This is a genomic window from Mycolicibacterium aromaticivorans JS19b1 = JCM 16368, from assembly GCF_000559085.1.
GTDB lineage: Bacteria > Actinomycetota > Actinomycetes > Mycobacteriales > Mycobacteriaceae > Mycobacterium > Mycobacterium aromaticivorans.
The window spans coordinates 3,948,803-3,966,714 of record NZ_JALN02000001.1 but is presented as its reverse complement, the minus strand read 5'-3'; the positions used below and the strand labels follow the sequence as shown (position 1 = coordinate 3,966,714).

At 67.5% G+C, this 17,912-nt stretch carries 16 protein-coding genes; 9 read left to right on the top strand and 7 right to left on the bottom strand.

The window, feature by feature from the left end:
* Positions 1 to 2: 2 nt before the first annotated feature.
* Positions 3 to 1,142, bottom strand: a complete 1,140-nt coding sequence (locus Y900_RS19145) for an acyltransferase family protein (RefSeq protein ID WP_036343880.1) — start codon at positions 1,140 to 1,142, stop codon at positions 3 to 5.
* Positions 1,139 to 2,833 carry a DEAD/DEAH box helicase gene (locus tag Y900_RS19140; protein WP_036343879.1) on the bottom strand — a complete coding sequence of 565 codons (1,695 nt, stop codon included), beginning with the start codon at positions 2,831 to 2,833 and terminating at the stop codon, positions 1,139 to 1,141. The genes Y900_RS19145 and Y900_RS19140 overlap by 4 nt, the downstream gene beginning before the upstream one ends.
* Positions 2,834 to 2,905: 72 nt before the next feature.
* On the opposite strand from Y900_RS19140, the gene Y900_RS19135 reads away from it, so the two are divergent.
* Positions 2,906 to 3,454 (top strand): LppP/LprE family lipoprotein, encoded by a 549-nt coding sequence (locus Y900_RS19135; RefSeq protein WP_036343878.1) that lies wholly within the window; start codon positions 2,906 to 2,908, stop codon positions 3,452 to 3,454.
* Positions 3,455 to 3,472: 18 nt separating this feature from the next.
* Here the strand turns inward: Y900_RS19135 and Y900_RS19130 are convergent, their stop codons facing one another.
* Complete coding sequence (locus tag Y900_RS19130; RefSeq protein WP_237752600.1) at positions 3,473 to 3,745, bottom strand: cupredoxin domain-containing protein; 273 nt, start codon at positions 3,743 to 3,745, stop codon at positions 3,473 to 3,475.
* Between the two features lie 254 nt (positions 3,746 to 3,999).
* On the opposite strand from Y900_RS19130, the gene Y900_RS19125 reads away from it, so the two are divergent.
* Complete coding sequence (locus tag Y900_RS19125) at positions 4,000 to 7,389, top strand: TM0106 family RecB-like putative nuclease (RefSeq protein ID WP_036343877.1); 3,390 nt, start codon at positions 4,000 to 4,002, stop codon at positions 7,387 to 7,389.
* Positions 7,386 to 8,738, top strand: coding sequence for an FAD-binding oxidoreductase (locus Y900_RS19120; protein ID WP_036343876.1), 1,353 nt, complete (start codon positions 7,386 to 7,388; stop codon positions 8,736 to 8,738). The genes Y900_RS19125 and Y900_RS19120 overlap by 4 nt, the downstream gene beginning before the upstream one ends.
* A gap of 20 nt (positions 8,739 to 8,758) precedes the next feature.
* On the opposite strand, the gene Y900_RS19115 is transcribed toward Y900_RS19120, so the two are convergent.
* Positions 8,759 to 9,565 (bottom strand): thioesterase family protein, encoded by an 807-nt coding sequence (locus Y900_RS19115; protein WP_036347250.1) that lies wholly within the window; start codon positions 9,563 to 9,565, stop codon positions 8,759 to 8,761.
* Positions 9,566 to 9,567: 2 nt separating this feature from the next.
* Positions 9,568 to 10,416, bottom strand: a complete 849-nt coding sequence (locus Y900_RS19110) for an SMP-30/gluconolactonase/LRE family protein (protein ID WP_036343873.1) — start codon at positions 10,414 to 10,416, stop codon at positions 9,568 to 9,570.
* A gap of 86 nt (positions 10,417 to 10,502) precedes the next feature.
* On the opposite strand from Y900_RS19110, the gene Y900_RS19105 reads away from it, so the two are divergent.
* Genes Y900_RS19105 through Y900_RS19080 form a run of 6 tightly spaced genes read left to right on the top strand, consistent with a single transcriptional unit; the run spans position 10,503 to position 15,942 of the window.
* Positions 10,503 to 11,474: a zinc-binding dehydrogenase gene (locus tag Y900_RS19105; protein ID WP_036343871.1), complete on the top strand. Its 972-nt coding sequence runs from the start codon at positions 10,503 to 10,505 to the stop codon at positions 11,472 to 11,474.
* On the top strand, positions 11,471 to 12,226 hold the full coding sequence (locus Y900_RS19100) for an HpcH/HpaI aldolase family protein (RefSeq protein ID WP_036343870.1): 756 nt from the start codon (positions 11,471 to 11,473) through the stop codon (positions 12,224 to 12,226). The genes Y900_RS19105 and Y900_RS19100 overlap by 4 nt, the downstream gene beginning before the upstream one ends.
* Positions 12,223 to 12,951: an SDR family NAD(P)-dependent oxidoreductase gene (locus Y900_RS19095; protein ID WP_036343868.1), complete on the top strand. Its 729-nt coding sequence runs from the start codon at positions 12,223 to 12,225 to the stop codon at positions 12,949 to 12,951. The genes Y900_RS19100 and Y900_RS19095 overlap by 4 nt, the downstream gene beginning before the upstream one ends.
* Positions 12,933 to 14,411 carry a flavin-containing monooxygenase gene (locus Y900_RS19090; RefSeq protein WP_036343866.1) on the top strand — a complete coding sequence of 493 codons (1,479 nt, stop codon included), beginning with the start codon at positions 12,933 to 12,935 and terminating at the stop codon, positions 14,409 to 14,411. The genes Y900_RS19095 and Y900_RS19090 overlap by 19 nt, the downstream gene beginning before the upstream one ends.
* 2 nt (positions 14,412 to 14,413) lie before the next feature.
* A complete protein-coding gene (locus Y900_RS19085; protein WP_036343865.1) occupies positions 14,414 to 15,340 on the top strand; it encodes an alpha/beta hydrolase in 927 nt (308 codons plus the stop codon).
* Positions 15,341 to 15,378: 38 nt separating this feature from the next.
* Positions 15,379 to 15,942 (top strand): hypothetical protein, encoded by a 564-nt coding sequence (locus tag Y900_RS19080; RefSeq protein WP_051660155.1) that lies wholly within the window; start codon positions 15,379 to 15,381, stop codon positions 15,940 to 15,942.
* 18 nt (positions 15,943 to 15,960) lie between these two features.
* Here Y900_RS19080 and Y900_RS19075 read toward each other — a convergent pair whose 3' ends face one another.
* Complete coding sequence (locus tag Y900_RS19075) at positions 15,961 to 16,938, bottom strand: IS481 family transposase (protein ID WP_036338172.1); 978 nt, start codon at positions 16,936 to 16,938, stop codon at positions 15,961 to 15,963.
* A 103-nt stretch (positions 16,939 to 17,041) separates the two neighbouring features.
* The gene (locus Y900_RS19070) at positions 17,042 to 17,872 is read right to left on the bottom strand and encodes an SDR family oxidoreductase (RefSeq protein ID WP_109751238.1); all 831 of its coding nucleotides are present in this window, start codon (positions 17,870 to 17,872) and stop codon (positions 17,042 to 17,044) included.
* Positions 17,873 to 17,912: the final 40 nt, after the last annotated feature.

The window sequence follows — 17,912 nt, the reverse complement described above, 5'->3', positions numbered from 1 at the left end:
AACTAGGACCGCACGCGCGTGAAACGGTGCAGCAGCCACGCCACCGGGATCGTCATGATCAGCGTGACCACGAAAAGCGCAGGCGCGGAGCCGGTGTAGACCGGCCAGCGCAGCACCTCGACCATCGCGATCTCCATCACCACCAGGTGGACCAGGAAGATCTCGTAGGAGATCTCGCCGAGCCAGACCAGCGGCCGGGTGGCCAGCGCCCGCGCGTACCAGCCGCAGTTACCCAGCGCCAGTGGCGCGACGATCAATGTCGCGATCACGGCATAGAACACGGTCTTCACCAAGGCCTCGGCGATACCGGTCGGCGACGTGGTCGGCTCGCCGGCGATCGGGGTGGAGACGATCAGGAAGCAGACGACGGCCAGCGGCAGCGCGATGAACCCGAACACCCGAACTCCGATGGCCTGCAACACCGTCAGCAGCATGCCGCCGATGAACCAGGCCAGGTAGCCGGGCAGCCACAGCCGCGCGCCGCTGGGCAGAAAATCGGTGGTGTGCACCAGCACCATCCAGGCCGGGCTCAGCAGCGCGAGCACCGCCAGCCCGGTCAGTAGCAGTCCGGGGCGCCACCGCCGACGGCACACCACAACCAACAGCAACCACGCCAGGAAAGGCAGCGCGACGTAGAACGCGACCTCGACCGCGAGGCTCCACATCTGCGTGAGCCCTTGGTGCAGATAGCCGTTGAACATGTAGTTGTCGGTGTAGATCTGGGTCAGCGTGAGATTGCGCAGCAAGCCGATCCAGGTGTGGCCGGGATTCGGTCCGGCGGAACGGAAGTGGTAGATCAGATAGGCGGCCAGCACGGTGATCACGTAGGCCGGCATGATGCGCCGCACCCGGTGCCAGGCATACCGGCGCACCGACGGCGCCGTCTGCCCGGCCGCGGCGGCGCGCACCCACGGGCCGAACAACAGGTAGCCCGACAGCACGAAGAAGATCGGCACGCCGATCTCCAGCCGCGAATACACCAGGCCCACAAAGCCGTGCGTGTACTTACCGGTCGTGTAAGCGGCATGCGTGCCCAGCACCAGCAGCGCCGCGACCGCACGGACACCGGTCAGCGAGGCGACCCGGTCGACACCCGAGACTGCTTCCAGTCCGCCTTGGTCGACCTGGCTGGACGCGATCATCGGCTCGTGCGCCGAGGCTTCCCGCCGGAGGGCCGCGAGTCGTACCTCGGGTTGCCGCGATCCGGCTTCAAATCGATCAAAATCCCGGAAATACGAGTCTTCTCAAGGGCTTTCAGCGTCTCTTTGGACAGCGTGGCGGGCAGCTCGACCAGCGAGAAATCGGGCTTGATCGTGATGTGCCCGAAATCGCTTCGGTGCAGCCCACCTTCGTTGGCCAGCGCGCCGACGATCGATCCCGGACCGACCTTGTGCCTCTTGCCGACGGCAATGCGGTAGGTCGCCAGGTCATCGCGAGTCTTGCGGGGCGGGCGATCGCGCTCGCCGCGTTCGGGCCGGTCGGGCTTTTCCCGCCGCTTCTCCGGCGGCGGCTCGGTCATCAAAAATTCTGCGCCGTCGCGGCTCTGCAGCGCCAGCGCGGCCGCGATGTCGACCATCGGCACGTCGTTATCGCGTTCGTAATCCTCGATCAGGCGGCGGAACATTTCGAACCCAGGTGCGTTCAGCGCCTCAGCGATCGAGTCGCGGAACTTCTCGACCCGCTGGGCGTTGACGTCGTCGACCGACGGCAGCTGGCCCTCGACCAGCTTCTGCCGGGTGACCCGCTCGATTGCGTTCAGCAGATGACGTTCTCGCGGGGTGACGAACAGCAGCGCGGTGCCCGAGCGGCCGGCGCGGCCGGTGCGGCCGATGCGGTGCACGTAGGACTCGGGGTCGTGCGGGATGTCGAAATTCACCACATGCGAGATGCGCTCGACGTCCAACCCGCGGGCGGCGACATCGGTGGCGACCAGGATGTCGATCGTGCCGTCCTTCAGCTGGCTGATCGTGCGCTCGCGCACGGCCTGCGGGATGTCACCGTTGATGGCTGCAGCGGCGAACCCGCGGGCCCGCAGCTTCTCGGCAACCTCCTCGGTGGCCTGCTTGGTGCGGACGAAGACGATCATGCCGTCACCCTGTTCGACCTCGAGCAGCCGCGTCAGCGCGTCCATCTTGCGCGGATACGACACCTGGAAATAGCGCTGGGTGATGTTCTCGGCGGTCTGGGTCTTCGACTTGACCGTGACCTCGACCGGATCGTGCAGGTATTTGGTGGTGATCTTCTTGATGCCCGGCGGCATGGTCGCCGAGAACAGCGCGACCTGCTTGTACTCGGGGGTGTCGGCCAGGATGCGCTCGACGTCTTCAGCGAACCCCATCTGCAGCATCTCGTCGGCCTCGTCGAGCACCAGATAGTCCAGGTGCGACAGGTCGAGGCTGCCCTTCTCCAGATGGTCGATGACGCGTCCCGGCGTCCCGACGACGATCTGTGCGCCGCGCTTGAGGCCGGCCAGCTGCGGCACGTAGGACGAGCCGCCGTAGATGGGCAGCACGTTGACCTTGAGGTGGGCGCCGTAGCGGCTGAACGCCTCGGCCACCTGTAGGGCCAGCTCACGTGTCGGCGCGAGCACCAGCGCCTGAGTGGTGCGGCTGGCCGGGTCGATCTTGGACAGGATAGGGATCGCGAAGGCCGCCGTCTTGCCGGTACCGGTCTGGGCCAGGCCGACCACGTCGGAGCCGGCCAGCAATGCCGGAATGGTGGCGGCTTGGATCGCCGAGGGGGTTTCGTAGCCGACATCGGAAACTGCCTGCAGCACCGCGGGGTGGATCTGCAGGTCGGCAAAGGTCTGGGGGGCGTCGTGCGGGGTTGTCATCGGATCTGCAGTCTACTGCCGCAGCGTGCCGAAACCCGCTTCTGCTCGGAAAGACCGGTACCGTCGGCCGGTGTGTGGGTTCGGCTAGCGGTGGCAGCAGTCGTGGTGGGGGCAGCGCTCGCGGGCTGCAGCTCAGGTGACTCGACAGTGGCCAAGACTCCCCAGCCGACGACGAGCGCGGTGACCACCACCGAGGCGCCCCCGCCGCCACCACCTCCGCCGCCGACGACGACGACAACGCCGCCGCCGGACCCGTGCGCGGTGAATCTGGCGGCGCCGGCCATCGCGCAGACCGTCTCCGAACTCCCCCGCGACCCGAACAGCAACCAGGGCTGGTACCCCGTCCCGATCGCCGGCAACTACAACGAGTGCGCACAACTGTCGGCCATCATCATCAAGGCCAACACCAACGCCGCCAATCCCAACACCCGGGCGGTGATGTTCCATCTCGGCAAGTTCATCCCGACCGGGGTGCCCGACACCTACGGCTTCAACGGCGTCGACACCACGCAGAGCACCGGTGACACCGTCGCGCTGTCCTACGTCAACGGCTTGGGCATGCAGAGCGTGGTGAAATTCCGGTGGAACGGCAACGGTGTGGAGCTGATCGGCAACGGCTGAAGTCCCGGTCCGCTGCGACTACGCGACGGTCAGCACGCCCTGCATATTGGCGTGGTACTTGCAGTGAAACGGATAGCTGCCCGGGGTCGTCGGGGCCGTCAGAGTCTCTCTGCCGCCGCCACTCGAGATCCGAACGTCGAACAGATTGTTCTCGTCGGCCGTGACGGTGTGATTCGCGTCGTCGTTGTTGACGATCGTCAGTTGTTGACCTGGTTTGACCGACGGCGGCACCGTGTAGCTCATGTTCGAGATGACGATGTCACCCGCGGCGGCGGGGGCGGTACTCGTCACTACTGGGAGTGGCGTCAACGGAGCAGCGGACGGCGGCGACGGTTGGGTATCGCCGCCGCACCCGCTCAGCATCGCCGCGGCCAGTAGGGATGACGACATCAGAATCGCTGTGCGCCTCATGAAATTCCCTTCCACCGGGTATGCGTCCGCCAACAGCCGCACGAATACACGGTACGAGTCCCCGTACGGCACGGTTCTGAAACGCTCATAGTCACCGCGGCTGAGACGTCGGTCGCCCCGCCTACAGTGTGTCTGTGTTCGTCGCCGCCGACCGGGTCGTCTACAGCGCCTCCGACCTCGCCGCCGCCGCGCGATGCGAATACGCATTGCTACGCGCCTTCGATGCCAAGCTCGGCCGCGGCCCGGCGGTGTCGGCCGAAGACGAGCTGCTGGCCCGCACCGCGGAGCTCGGCGACCAGCACGAGCAGCGTCATCTCGACGAGCTGCGCTCGCTGGCCGGCGTCGCCGTCATCGGCAGGCCGTCCTACTCCGTCGCCGAGCTGACCGCCGCCGCCGAGGCCACCTTGAGCGCGGTCGAGCGGCGCGCACCCGTCATCTATCAGGCCGCCATGTTCGACGGCCGGTTCGTCGGATTCGCGGACTTCCTGGTGCTCGACGGCGACCGGTACCGGTTGCGCGACACCAAACTCGCCCGGTCGGTGAAGGTTGCGGCGCTCCTGCAGCTGGCCGCGTACGCCGAGACACTCGCGGCTGCCGGCGTGCCGGTCCACGACGAGGTGGAGCTGGTCCTGGGCAACGGGTCGACGACGTCCTACCGCGTCGACGAACTGCTGCCGGTCTACCGTTCCCGTCGCGCCGAGCTGCAGGGGCTGTTGGATCGCCACCTCGCCGGCGATGCCGCGGTCAGCTGGTCCGACGAGACCGTGCGAGCGTGCATGCGCTGCCCGGAATGCGAGACGCAGGTACGCGAGTCCGACGACCTGCTGCTGGTCGCGGGTATCCGGGTCAGCCAGCGCGCGCGCCTGCTCGAGGCCGGCATCACCACGCTGCACCAGCTGGCCCGGCACACCGGCCCGGTGCCGGACATGCCGGCCCGGATGGTCGACACACTGAAAGGCCAAGCCCGGCTGCAGATCGCCCCGCGGGTGGGCGGCAAACCGCCGTACGAGGTCGCCGACCCGCAGCCGCTGATGCTTCTACCGGATCCGGACAAGGGTGACTTGTTCTTCGATTTCGAGGGCGACCCGCTGTGGACGGCCAACGGCACCGACTGGGGTTTGGAGTACATGTTCGGTGTGCTCGGTGCGGGCGGGGAATTCCGGCCGCTATGGGCCCACGACCGGCGCGAAGAACGCAAGGCACTCAAGGCTTTTCTGGACATGGTGCGCAAGCGCCGCAAGCGGTATCCGAAGATGCACATCTACCACTACGCGGCGTACGAGCGGACAGCCTTGTTACGGCTGGCCGGCCGCTACGGAGAGGGCGAGAACGAGGTCGACGACCTGCTGCGCAACGGTGTACTGGTGGACCTGTATCCATTGGTGCGCAAGAGTATTCGCGTCGGTACCGAGAACTACAGCCTGAAGTCGCTCGAGCCGCTGTACATGGGATCCGAGCTGCGGGGCGGCGACGTCACCACCGCGACCGACTCGATCACCGAGTACGCGCGCTACTGCGAACTGCTCGCCGACGGCCAGGCCGACGAGGCCGCGACGGTACTCAAGCAGATCGAGGATTACAACCTCTACGACTGCCGGTCCACCCGCATATTGCGGGACTGGTTGCTGCAGCGCGCCTTTGAGGCCGGGGTGCCGCCGCTGGGCGCACAGCCGGTCGCCGACGGCGGGACCGTCGACGTCGACGATGATCTGTCCCGCGCACTGGGCGCGTTCGCCGGCGACGACGTCACCGCGCGCAGTCCCGAGCAGCGCGCGGTGGCGATGATCGCCGCAGCCCGCGGGTATCACCGCCGCGAGGACAAGCCGTTCTGGTGGGGCCACTTCGACCGGCTGAACAGCCCCGTCGACGAATGGTCAGATACCCCTGGTGTATTCCTCGCCGAGGACGTGACTGTCGACACCGACTGGTGCGTGCCGCCGCGGGCCCGTAAACAGCAGCGCCGCCTGGTGTTGACCGGCTCGATCGCGGCCGGCGAGCTCGACCGCGACATGTACGCGATGTACCAGCCGCCCACCCCGGCCGGCCTGTCCGACGACCCGGAGCGGCGGGCGTACTCCTCCGTCACCGTGCTCGGGTGTGACGACCCGGCCGCACCGACCGAGGTGCTGGTGATCGAACGAGAACCGAAGAGCGGCGGGGTATTCGACGCCGTTCCGTTCGCGCTGACGCCAGGTCCGCCGTTTCCGACGAAGGCGCTGCGTGAATCGATCGACGCGGCGGCCGGCCAGATCGCGGCCGGACTACCGGCCCTGCCGCAGTCGGCGGTGGTCGACATCCTGCTGCGGCGCCCACCCCGCACCGGTGGACCGCTGCCGCGTACCGAGGACTGCGTCGCGAACATCACCGCCGCGCTGCTGGCGCTGGATTCGTCGTACGTGGCGGTGCACGGGCCGCCCGGCACCGGCAAGACGTACACCGCCGCCCGGGTGATCGCCGCGCTGACCAACGAGCACCGCTGGAGCGTCGGCGTCGTCGCGCAGTCACATGCCGTGGTGGAGAACCTGTTTCGCGACATCATCAGCGCGGGCGTCGACCCGGCGCTGGTGGCCAAAAAACCCAGCGGCACCGGGCCGTGGACCGATATCGACGAAAAGACCTATCCCGCGTTCATCACCGGCAACGACGGCTGCGTGATCGGCGGCACGGCATGGGATTTCGCGAACTCGTCGCGGGTGCCCCCGGCCAGCCTGGACCTGCTGGTCATCGAGGAGGCCGGCCAGTTCTGCCTGGCCAACACCATCGCCGTCGCGCAGGCCGCAAACAACCTGCTGCTGCTCGGCGATCCGCAGCAACTCCCCCAGGTCAGCCAGGGCACCCACCCTGAACCGGTGGACGCCTCGGCGCTCGGCTGGCTGGTCGACGGGCACCACACCCTGCCTGAGGAACTCGGCTACTTCCTGGACCGCTCCTACCGCATGCATCCGGCGGTGTGTGCGGCGGTGTCACGACTGTCCTACGACAACCGGTTGCACTCGGTCGAGGAGCGCACCGCGGCCCGCCGCCTCGACGGGGTCCAGCCCGGGGTGCAGGTATTGACCGTCGACCACGACGCCAACTCGACGGACAGCCGCGAAGAGGCCGAGGCGATCGTCACCGCGATCGAGGACATGCTGGGCTCGGCCTGGACCGACGAGGACGGCACCCGGCCGCTGACCGCCGCCGACGTGCTCATCGTGACCCCGTACAACGCGCAGGTGGTGCTGCTGCGGCGGTTGCTCGACGCGGCCGGGCTCTCTGACGTGCAGGCAGGGACGGTGGACAAGTTCCAGGGGCGGCAGGCCCCGGTGGTGTTCGTGTCGCTGGTGGCCTCCTCGATCGCCGAGGTACCACGCGGAATCTCGTTCCTGCTCAACCGCAATCGACTCAACGTCGCGGTGAGCCGGGCCAAGTACGCGGCGGTGATCGTGCGTTCGGCCATGCTGACCGACTATCTGCCATCGACGCCGGCGGGGTTGGTGGAGTTGGGAGCGTTCCTGGCCATGTGTGGTAAACCCACGGTATGAGTTCTTCGCTGGCCGAACGGCTCCGGGCCATCGTGGGTGAGGCGTACGTCGTCACCGACGCCGATGTCCTCGATGGCCGCAGCGTCGATTACACCGGGCGTTATCGCGGCAAGGCCAGCGCGCTGGTTCGGCCCGGCTCGGCCGACGAGGTCGCCGCGGTGCTGCGGGAGTGCCGCGAGTCCGGGGTGTGCGTAACGGTCCAGGGCGGCCGCACGTCGCTGGTGGCGGGAACCGTCCCCGAGCACGACGACGTCCTGCTGTCCACTGAACGGCTCACGCAGGTCGGCGATGTCGACCTCGTCGAGCGGCGGGTCCGGGTCGGCGCGGGCGTGACCGCGGCGGCCGTCCAGCGCGCGGCGGCTGCGGCCGGGCTGCTGTTCGGTGTCGACCTCGCCGCGCGGGATTCGGCCACCGTCGGCGGGATGGCGTCCACCAACGCCGGCGGCCTTCGCACCGTCCGCTACGGCAACATGGGCGAACAGGTGCTCGGTCTGGACATCGCGCTGCCCGACGGATCGGTGGTGCACCGGCACAGCCAGGTTCGGGCGGACAACACCGGCTACGACCTGGCCTCGCTGTTCATCGGCGCCGAGGGCACTCTGGGCGTCATCACCGGCTTGGACCTTCGGCTGCACCCGGCGCCTGCGCATCGCGTGACAGCGGTGTGCGGATTCCGTGAGCTGGACGCTCTCGTGACCGCGGGGCGCGCGCTGCGTGACACCGAATCCATTGCGGCCCTTGAGCTCGTCGACGGGCGGGCGGCGACGTTGGCCGCCGAGCACCTCGACATTCCGGTGCCGACCGGCGAGGCCTGGCTGCTGCTGATCGAGCTGGCCGGGGAGACCGACCTGACCGAGCGCCTGGCCGAGGCGCTCGAGGACGCCGAGCTGGCCGGGGAGCCGGCGGTCGGCGTCGACGGCACCGCCCAGCAGCGGCTCTGGCAGGTCCGGGAGTGCACGGCCGAGGTGGTCGGCCTGTTCGGGCCACCGCTGAAATTCGATGTCTCCCTGCCACTGTCGGCGATCCCGTCGTTCGCTGCGGACTCCACCGCACTGGTCGCCGAGCATGCACCCGACGCGATCCCGGTGCTGTTCGGTCATATCGGTGAGGGCAACCTGCACCTGAACGTGCTGCGCTGCGGCGCCGAACAGGAAGCTCACCTGTACGCCGCGATGATGAATCTGATTGCCGCCCATGGCGGGAACGTCAGCTCGGAGCACGGCGTGGGCAGCCGCAAGCGTGCGTACCTGTCGATGGCGCGCACCGAGGAAGACATCGCCGCGATGCGGACCATCAAGGCAGCTTTCGACCCGACGGGCTACCTGAATCCGGCCGTACTGTTCGACTAGGTGCGGCTCCCGGCCTTCGGCTACCGCGGGCGCACCAACACCGACTGCGCGATGACGCCGACGGCCCCGTCGTCGTCGAACAGGGTGCCTACCGTCGTCCCCACCCCATCAGGGCCGTACATCGTCTCGGAGCGGATACCCGTCCATTCGCCGACCGGGACCCGGTGCAGATGCACCACCAGATCGGTGTTCAGGAACGTGTACTTCCTGATGTCGATCTTCGAGCCGATGCCATTGGCGCAGTCGGCGACCGCGAACAACCGCTCCAGCGGGGTGATTTCCTCGCCCTGCACCAGATCGACCTGCGGCCGCAGCCACGATTCGCCCGGACCCGGCGCCGTGTGGTCGGTCAGCCACAGCCACTCCAGGCTGTGCACGTAATTGGGGTCGAAGTTGTCGGCAAGGTTGCGATTCACCCCCGCCGAGCGCGGTGACAGCGGAGCGACCGGCGCCGACAGCAGCGCTTCGGTGTCCAGCGTCAGCATCCGCCATCCACTCGCGCTGGCGACCGGGCGGGGCTGCCCGTCCGGACCCGTACCGAGCATTTGCGCAGACACCAATTCGATTTGCTTGCCGCGTCGTTCGACGGTCGCGGTCATCCAGAGGTCACCGTCTGCGGGAACCGGGCCCAGCAGATCCACGACCACCCTGCTGAGCCGCATGTCGTCGCGGCGCTGACAACGTTGCACGGCACGGACCAACAGTGCCGACACCGGGCCGCCGTGCTGGATGTGCGACGTCCACGTGCTGCGAACCATGTCGGTGGCCCGGAACCGCTCTCCGCGGGGATCGTCCGCGTCGACGAGTTCGTAGTAGCTGTCGGTCATGATCACCTCTCGATCGACGGAAAGCCCGCGCCGGGGATCTCGACCCTGACCATCTCGACGCCCGACCCCCGAGTGCCGACGAGTCGCTGCGGATAGGCGTCGGGGGCCGACACCAGGAACAGGGTGCGCCGGTCCGGGCCGCCGAGCATGCAGGCGATGGCCGCGCGGTCGCCGACGTCGATGCGATCGGTGACCTCGCCACCGGCCACCACCCGCTCGAACTGATGCGCCAGCGTCATCGACGTCCAGACTCCGCCCGCCTCGTCCAGGGCGATCCCGTCCGGTGGACCGTCGAGCCCGTCGGCGAATACCCGCCGCCCCGACAAGGACCCGGCCGCGTCGATGTCATAGCCGGTCAGCCGCCGCCCGATCGATTCGGCCACGATCAGCGTGCCACCGTCCGGTGTGATCGCCATCCCGTTGGGGAAATCGAGGTCACCGGCCACCACGGTCACCGAATTGTCGAGATCGAGCCTGGCGATGACGCCCCCCTCGCGGGCCTGCGATCCGATATAGGCCCGGCCGTGCACGTCGACCACCATGTCGCCGAGGCCGGCCGGTGCGATCCCGGACAGGTCGGCGATCTCGGTGACGGCTTCCCCGTCGTAGCCCAGCACCACCTGGCGTTCGGTGGACACGATCAGCAGCGTGCCGTCGGGACGGAACCCCAAACCGGCCGGCGCGTGGCCCGGCAACTCCACCGTGGTCACCGACCCGTCGATGCTGATCGTGTGCACGGCGTCGCCGAGCATGTCCGAGATCCACAACAGCCCCTCAAACCAGCGTGGGCCTTCACCGAAGCAGAATCCGCTGGCAAGCTGAGCGCGAGACAAGGAGCCGAGAACGGTCATGCCCTACCTTTACAAAACATCGCACAAATGTCACGCTCCGTACGTGGCACTGTCAACGACCCACGCGTCATCGGAGGCCTGAGCCTGTGTGGTGTTATCGGCTTGTCGCGCCGTACACGTTCGAACGGGTCACGGTGCCCGACCCGCAGCGCGACCGTCTGCGCGACGGGCAGGTACTGCTGAAATTCCTGGCCGGCGGCATCTGCGGCAGCGACATACCCGGCTTCAAGGGCGTGCAGGGCCGCCTGCCCGGCGACACCGGAGCGCTCGCGGCGGAGATGGCGGGCTTCCCGGTCCACGAGATCGTCGGCGAGGTCCTGGCCAGTAACCACCCCGAGCACCAGCGCGGTGATCGCGTGGTCGGCTGGGCGTCCGGCTTCGACGGCCTGATGGAATTCGTCATCTCCGACGGCAACGGACTGGCCCCCTACGAGCCCTCGCTGCCCCCCGCCCACGCGGTGGGTCTACAGCCGCTGGCCTGCATTCTGTATGCGCTCGAACAACTTCCACCGCTGGACGGCAAGCGGGTGGCAGTGATCGGCCAGGGATCGATCGGGTTGTTGTTCTCCTTCGCTGCCAAAGCCGCCGGCGCCGCGCACGTCACCGGGGTCGACCCCATCTATCGCGACGACGTCGGCGCGACGTTCGGTGTGGACACCGTGGTGCGATCCACCAGCGATCGCTGGGTGGCGCACCTGGCACCGCACGACAAACCCGACGTCGTCATCGAAGCCGTCGGGCATCAGGTCGCCACCCTCAACAACGCGGTCGAAGCGGCCGGCTTCGGCGGTACCGTGTTCTATTTCGGTGTGCCCGACGACGACAGCTATCCGATCAGCATGCGCACCATGCTGCGCAACAACCTCACGCTGAAATCCGGTGTGACACTGGACCGTCGGCGAGTGCTCGATGCCGCGGACGCGTTCGCCCGCAAGCATCCCGACCTGCTCGGCAACTACGTCACGCATACCTTCGACGTCGCCGACGTGCAGGAGGCGTTCGAGTTCGCCTGCCGCCCGACCCCGGGACGGGTCAAGATCTCGATCGTGGCCTCATGACCGCCAGCAGACTGCAGCAGGCGCTGGCCGACAAACCGCAAGTGTGGGGTGGCTGGATCACCGGTCCCAGCTTCCTCGGTCCGGACGAATTCGCGCACGCCGGTTACGACTACGTCGGTTTCGACATCCAGCACGGCTACCTCGACGACGCCGACGTGGCGCAGCTTCTGCGCCGCACGGAGCACGTCCCGATCGCCACCGCGGTCCGGGTGCCCTCGGCCGCTGCCCCACCGATCGGACGGGTGCTCGACGCCGGTGCCGACGCGATCATCGTCGCGATGGTCGACCGTCCCGAACAAGCCGCCGAAGCGGTCGCGGCAACCCGATACGCGCCCAGGGGAATCCGCAGCTTCGGCCCATTGCGCGCAAGCCTGGGAATCGACCCGGTCGCGCTGGCTGATCGAGTCAGCGTGTTCGCGATGGTCGAGACCGCGGCCGGTCTGGACGCGGTCGCCGACATCTGTGCGGTCCCCGGCCTGGCCGGCGTCTACGTCGGTCCAGCGGACCTGGCGATCTCCTTGGGCGACGAGGTGATCACGGCGACCGCGCAGCCGAGGGTCAGGGATGCGATCATCGGTGTCCAGCAGGCCGCAGTAGCGGCGGGCATCGTCGCGGGAATCCATGCCGGTGATGGAACCACAGGAAAGGAACTGGCCGCGTTGGGCTTTCAGCTGATCACCCTGGCCCCGGAGTCACAGGCATTACGCCGCGGGGCGATTGCGCACCTCGCCGAGGCAGAGGGCCGCGCATGAGCGACAAAGTCGCGCTGGTCACCGGCGCCGCCCGCGGCCAGGGCGCAGCGCTGGTGAGACGGTTGCGGGCCGACGGTTTCCACGTGGCCGCCGCCGATCGGCTGATCGACGATCTGCGCATCCAGATCGAGGAGCTCGACGACCCGGGGTTGATCGCCGTCGAGCTGGATGTCACCTCCGAGCAGCTGTGGGCGACCGCGGTGGCCGAGGTGGTCGATCGGTTCGGTGGCTTGAGCACGCTGGTGAACAATGCCGGTGTGCTGCACCGGGCTTCGCTGTCCGAGGAGACCGCGGACGGTTTCGAAAGCAGTTGGCGGTTCAACACTTTGGGCCCGTTCCTGGGAATCAGGGCGTCGCTTCCCCATCTCCGTGAGGCCCAGGGTGCGGCGATCGTCAACACGTGCAGCACCGGCGCGATCCGACCGTTCCCGTTCCACGCTGCGTACGGATCGTCGAAGTGGGCATTGCGTGGCCTCACCCAGATCGCGGCGGCCGAGCTCGCCGGTGACGGCATCCGGGTCAATGCGGTATTCCCCGGGCCGATCGACACCCCGATGCTCGACGACACCGCGCGGCAGCGTCTGATCGAACGGTCCTACAGCGGCCGCCTCGGCCAGCCGATGGAGGTCGCGGATGCGGTCGCCTTCCTGGTGTCCGAGCACGCGTCGTTCATCACCGGAGCAGAGCTTGTCGTCGACGGTGGCCAGTGCCTGCGGATCGGGTGACCACACTGTCGGTCGGTATCATCGGCGCCGGCCCCGGTGGTCTGGCGCTCGGAATCTTTCTGTCCAAGGCCGGGTTTCGCGACTTCACCATCTTCGACCGCGAAGACGGCGTCGGCGGCACCTGGCGCATCAACACCTACCCGGGCTTGGCGTGCGATGTGAAATCGCACCTGTACTCATACTCGTTCGACTTGAACTCGCAGTGGAGCCGAATGTGGCCCGGGCAGCCCGAACTGCTGCAGTATTTCGAACGCTCGACCGACCGCCACGGCCTGCGGCCGCACCTGAGACTGAACACCGAAATCAGCTCAGCACACTGGGATTCCGACACTCACGCCTGGACTCTGACCGACTCGTCCGGCGCCCAGCACACCTTCGACATCGTGGTCTCGGCGGTGGGGATGTTCACCCGCCCCCTGCTCCCCGAGTTGCACGAGCAGGAGCCGTTTACCGGCACGCTGATGCACACGGCACGCTGGGATCATTCGGTGGACCTCGCCGGTGCCCGGGTGGCCGTCCTCGGCACCGGCTCCACCGCCTCGCAGCTGCTGCCCGAAGTCGCCAAGGTCGCGGACAAGGTGTACTCGGTGCAGCGCTCCCCCACCTGGATCCTGCCCAAACCGGACCGGCCCTACACCGACCGGGAGCGCTGGGCCTTCCGGTGGATTCCGTTCGCCAAGAAGCTCTACCGGACCCGGCTATGGCTGCGCAGTGAACGCAACATCTCGGTGATCGAGAACGGCAGCGACAAAACACAAGAGTTCAAAGACATATCGCTGCGCTACCTGGAATCCGCTGTCGCCGACCCCGAACTGCGGTCCAAGCTCACCCCCGACCACCCGCTGGGCTGCAAGCGGCTGGTGTTCGCCGCCGACTACCTGTCCACGCTGACCCAGCCGCACGTCGAGGTGGTGTCCAGCCCGGCCCGCTCACTGCGGGCGCGCGCACTGGTCACCGAGGACGGCTCCGAACTGGATGTCGATGTGGTGCTGTGCGCCACCGGGTATGCCGCCACCGACTACCTGGGCCAGATCGAGGTCCGCGGTGAGGACGACCGATCGCTGCACGACACCTGGCGCGACGGCGCGTTCGCGTACCTCGGCATGGCCGTTCCGGGCTTCCCGAACTTCTTCATGCTGTACGGCCCCAACACCAACGTCGGCTCGAACAGCGTGATCTTCGTGCTCGAGGCCCAGGCACGCTACATCGTGCGGGCCCTGAAGTATCTGCGCCGCAACGAAAGACGCTACATCTCGGTGCGACCTGACACCGTGTCGTCGTTCTTGGCCGACGTCGACCGGTGGATGGAAGGCACGGTGTGGACGACGCGGTGCAGCAACTATTTCCGGGCACCCAACGGCCGGGTGGTCACCCAGTGGCCGCGCAGCGCAGGCGCGTTCTGGGCCATGACGCGGCGGTTCCGCGCACGCGACTACAGTTTCACCCCGCCGGGCGCCTAGCCATGGAACCGGACCCCGACCTTCTCCGCCGGCTGGATCCCGCTCTGCATCCGTTCGCCGCCGCACGTACTGACCTGTCGCTGAACACCCTTGCTGCCGTGCGACACTCGCTCGATGCCCGGCGCGCCGAGGCCATCGCCGAGATCGACACGACCGGGGTCGATATTGTCGACGGCCATGCCGCGGGAGTTGCGGTGCGCCTCTACCGCGGTGCGCCATCTCCGTCGCCTGCGGTGATCTATTGCCACGCAGGCGCATTCATGCTCGGCAATCTCGACACCGATCACCGCCAGTGTGTCGAACTGGCCCGCCGGGCGGCTTGCACCGTGGTGTCCATCGACTACCGGTTGGCCCCCGAACACCCCTTCCCTGCCGCTCTGGACGACGCGGTGACTGTGCTGCGGTGGACCTGGACGACCGGGCCGGACAACGGGCTCGACCGCGACCGCCTGGTGCTCGCCGGGAACAGCGCGGGCGCGGCGCTTGCCGCAGGTCTGTCGCAGCGGGCCACCGCCGGCCAGATTCCGCCGATAGCCGGCGTGTTGTTGCACCAGCCGGTGCTCGACGATCGCCCCACGGCGTCGAAGACGGAGTTCGACACGACGCCCGGATTCGACGGTGTCGCGACCGAGGCGATGTGGCGGCACTACCTCGGCGATACCGACCCGTGCGCCGCGGCAGTCCCGGCGCGCAGCCGCCAAATGATCGGAGCGGCAAGCACAGTCATCACCTGTTCCGAATTGGATCCGCTGCGTGACGAGGCGCTGGACTACGCCGACCGGCTGATGAGCGCCGGTGTCCGCACCGATCTGCACGTCTTCGGCGGTACCTGTCACGGCTTCGACTCGCTGTGTCCGGACTGGGAGGTCACTCACACGTTGCTGGCCATGCAGGCCTCGGCGCTCCGACGGTTCTTCGAACTGTCATGACCTTTACAGATTAGCCTGGAAGTGTCACGCTGTGTGGCGTGCATGAACTCGACCAACGAGACCCGCAGCACGAGGTGGCCAGGTCGCGCCAGCGGACCACCCGGCTGGCCCGCTACCAACTCGATGTCGTCGGCGCCCACGTCGCCGACGTTGTCGACTCGGCCGGCGGATGGCTGTTCGACCGGGTGATGGCCGGCTGGGATGTGCGAGTCGCGGTCGCCGATGCCCGCGACCTCGCCGCTCTTCGCATCCTCGGCGTCCAGCCCATCGCGCTGCGCGCGATGTTCGACGGGCCAGATATTCCCACCGCGTTCGCGCTGGCCGGCGCGATGTGCGGGGAGGACGATCGGGTCCGCGACGTGCTGGCCGCGTCGGTCCGCTCGGCACGCACCGAGGTCACCGTCTGGGGTGACGTCTGGCTGCCCAGCGTGGGTCGCCGAGGAAGCGCGGTCCGCCACCAACTCAGCGCTGCGGCAACAGTGTTCAAGGCGCAGGCGACGATCGCGGCCGGACTCGGCTCGACGGTCGGCCCCTTCGAGGCGTTCCGCAGCTACGGCCAGTGTGTTCGCACCGAGTACCCGGACCTGCTGCCCGTCGGCTGAGCGCCTAGCTGTACTCGGCTAGGACGTTGGCGTCAGTCTGCTGATCGGGGGTTGGCCTCCGAGGGCTGAGTGGCGTCGTCGATTGTTGTAGTCCTCGAGCCAGGGTGCAAGGGCAGCGCTGCGAGCGTCGTTGGTGGTGAATATCTGCTGGTAGGCCCACTCGGTCTGCAGGGTGCGGTTGTAGCGCTCCACTTTCCCGTTCTGCCAGGGGCAATGCGGCTTGATGAAGACGTGCTTGGCGCCCAGGCCTGCGATGACAGCCGCGACATCGGCGGAGCGTCGATAACTCCAGTGGTTGTCGGTGATGAGTCTCTCGATGGTCGGGATGCCGTGGGCGCGGAAGTACTCGGCGGCCCTGGCTAAAAACTCACCGCACGTCGCTCCCTTTTCATCGGGCAGGATCTCTGAGTAGGCCAGCCGCGAATGGTCGTCAACGACGGAGTGCACGTAGTCGAACCCGATGCGCGCGTTCCTCTGTGCAGCAGATCTGCTCTTGGCTCGGCCGTGAGCCTTCCATCCGCCTCCGTCAGGGATGCGGCCAATCTTCTTGACATCCATATGAATTAGTTCTCCGGGGCGTGCCCGTTCGTAGCGGACCGCGGTCGCTTTCGATGACCGGATCACGTCACCGGTCAGCGGGTCGCAGTCCCTCAGATACGGCAGCTGGTGGCGGCGCAAGATCGCCGAGATCGTGCGGGCCGGCAGACCGAGTTCGGCGCCGATCCAGTCCTGGCCCCGCCTACTGGCGCGGCGCAGTTCGAGGACCGCATCTTCAATGACAGCTGATGTGCGGCGCGGGCAGCGGTGTGGTCGTGAGGAGCGATCCGACAACCCGGCAACGCCTTCATCGCGAAACCGGCGCACCCATCGGTGAGCGCACTGGCGCGACACTCCTAATTCGGCAGCGACATGAGACACCGGTCGGTGTCCCTTAACGATCCGCTCAACGAGCAGCAGACGACCATGAACGGTCAAACGGGCATTAGCGTGGGACACGAGGACCTCCGTGGACTGGTGAAGACGTCAGACATCTCCACTAAGCCCGGAGGTCCTCCCTACAGCAATAGCGATCCGTCACCAATGTCTAAGCCGAGTACACCTAGCGGTCGACGAAGATGTCGATGATCGGGTCGGCGCCGCCGCCGTAGCGGGACAGATCCTCGACTCCGGCGGCACGCAGGACCTCCGAGTCGATCAGGCAGCCGCCGTTGACCTTCGACCCCGGCGAGGTGATGATCTCGACCGCAGCGTCGGCCATGATCTCGGGACTGCGCGAGGATGCGAGCGCATCCTCGAAATCCGCCGAGTTGGCCACCGCAGAGGTCGCGATGTAGGTCTCCGGCCACAGGCAAGTGAAACCGATTCCGGCGTCGGCGTATTCGGCCGCCCAGCCCAGCGACAGCAGCGTCATCCCGTACTTGGACAGCGTGTAGGCCGGGTGCGCGCCCAGCCAGTGCGGATTGAGGTTGAGCGGCGGGGCGATGGTGACGACGTGGCCGTTGGGTGATGTGCGCAGATATGGCAGGCACGCCTTGGTCAACAGGAATGTGCCGCGAATGTTGATCTGCTGCATCAGATCGAACTTCTTGGCCGAGAGCGTCTCGGTGGGGTCGGTGGCGATCGCGCTGGCGTTGTTGACGCAGATGTCGACCCCGCCGAACTCCGCCACCGCGGCGTCGACGGCGCGTGCGACGTCCTCTTCGCTGCGTACGTCACCGACGACCGCGATGGCCTTGCCCCCGGCCGCTTCGATCTCGGCGGCAGCGGTGTAGACCGTGCCCGGCAGCTTGGGGTGCGGCTCGGCGGTTTTGGCCAGCAGGACGACGTTGGCGCCGTGTCGGGCCGCACCCAGCGCGATGGCCAGACCGATGCCCCGGCTACCGCCCGAGACGACCAGCGTGCGATCGGTCAGCGGATGCTTCTCGGCCATCATTCTCCTCGCTGAAAATTGCATTCTCTTTTTCAGCGAG

Bases quoted from the DNA above. Each gene is read 5' to 3' on its own strand.
- Y900_RS19145 (WP_036343880.1), bottom strand. From the start codon at position 1,142: ATGATCGCGTCCAGCCAGGTCGACCAAGGCGGACTGGAAGCAGTCTCG.
- Y900_RS19140 (WP_036343879.1), bottom strand. From the start codon at position 2,833: ATGACAACCCCGCACGACGCCCCCCAGACCTTTGCCGACCTGCAGATC.
- Y900_RS19120 (WP_036343876.1), top strand. From the start codon at position 7,386: ATGAGTTCTTCGCTGGCCGAACGGCTCCGGGCCATCGTGGGTGAGGCG.
- Y900_RS19115 (WP_036347250.1), bottom strand. From the start codon at position 9,565: ATGACCGACAGCTACTACGAACTCGTCGACGCGGACGATCCCCGCGGA.
- Y900_RS19110 (WP_036343873.1), bottom strand. From the start codon at position 10,416: ATGACCGTTCTCGGCTCCTTGTCTCGCGCTCAGCTTGCCAGCGGATTC.
- Y900_RS19100 (WP_036343870.1), top strand. From the start codon at position 11,471: ATGACCGCCAGCAGACTGCAGCAGGCGCTGGCCGACAAACCGCAAGTG.
- Y900_RS19095 (WP_036343868.1), top strand. From the start codon at position 12,223: ATGAGCGACAAAGTCGCGCTGGTCACCGGCGCCGCCCGCGGCCAGGGC.
- Y900_RS19085 (WP_036343865.1), top strand. From the start codon at position 14,414: ATGGAACCGGACCCCGACCTTCTCCGCCGGCTGGATCCCGCTCTGCAT.
- Y900_RS19070 (WP_109751238.1), bottom strand. From the start codon at position 17,872: ATGGCCGAGAAGCATCCGCTGACCGATCGCACGCTGGTCGTCTCGGGC.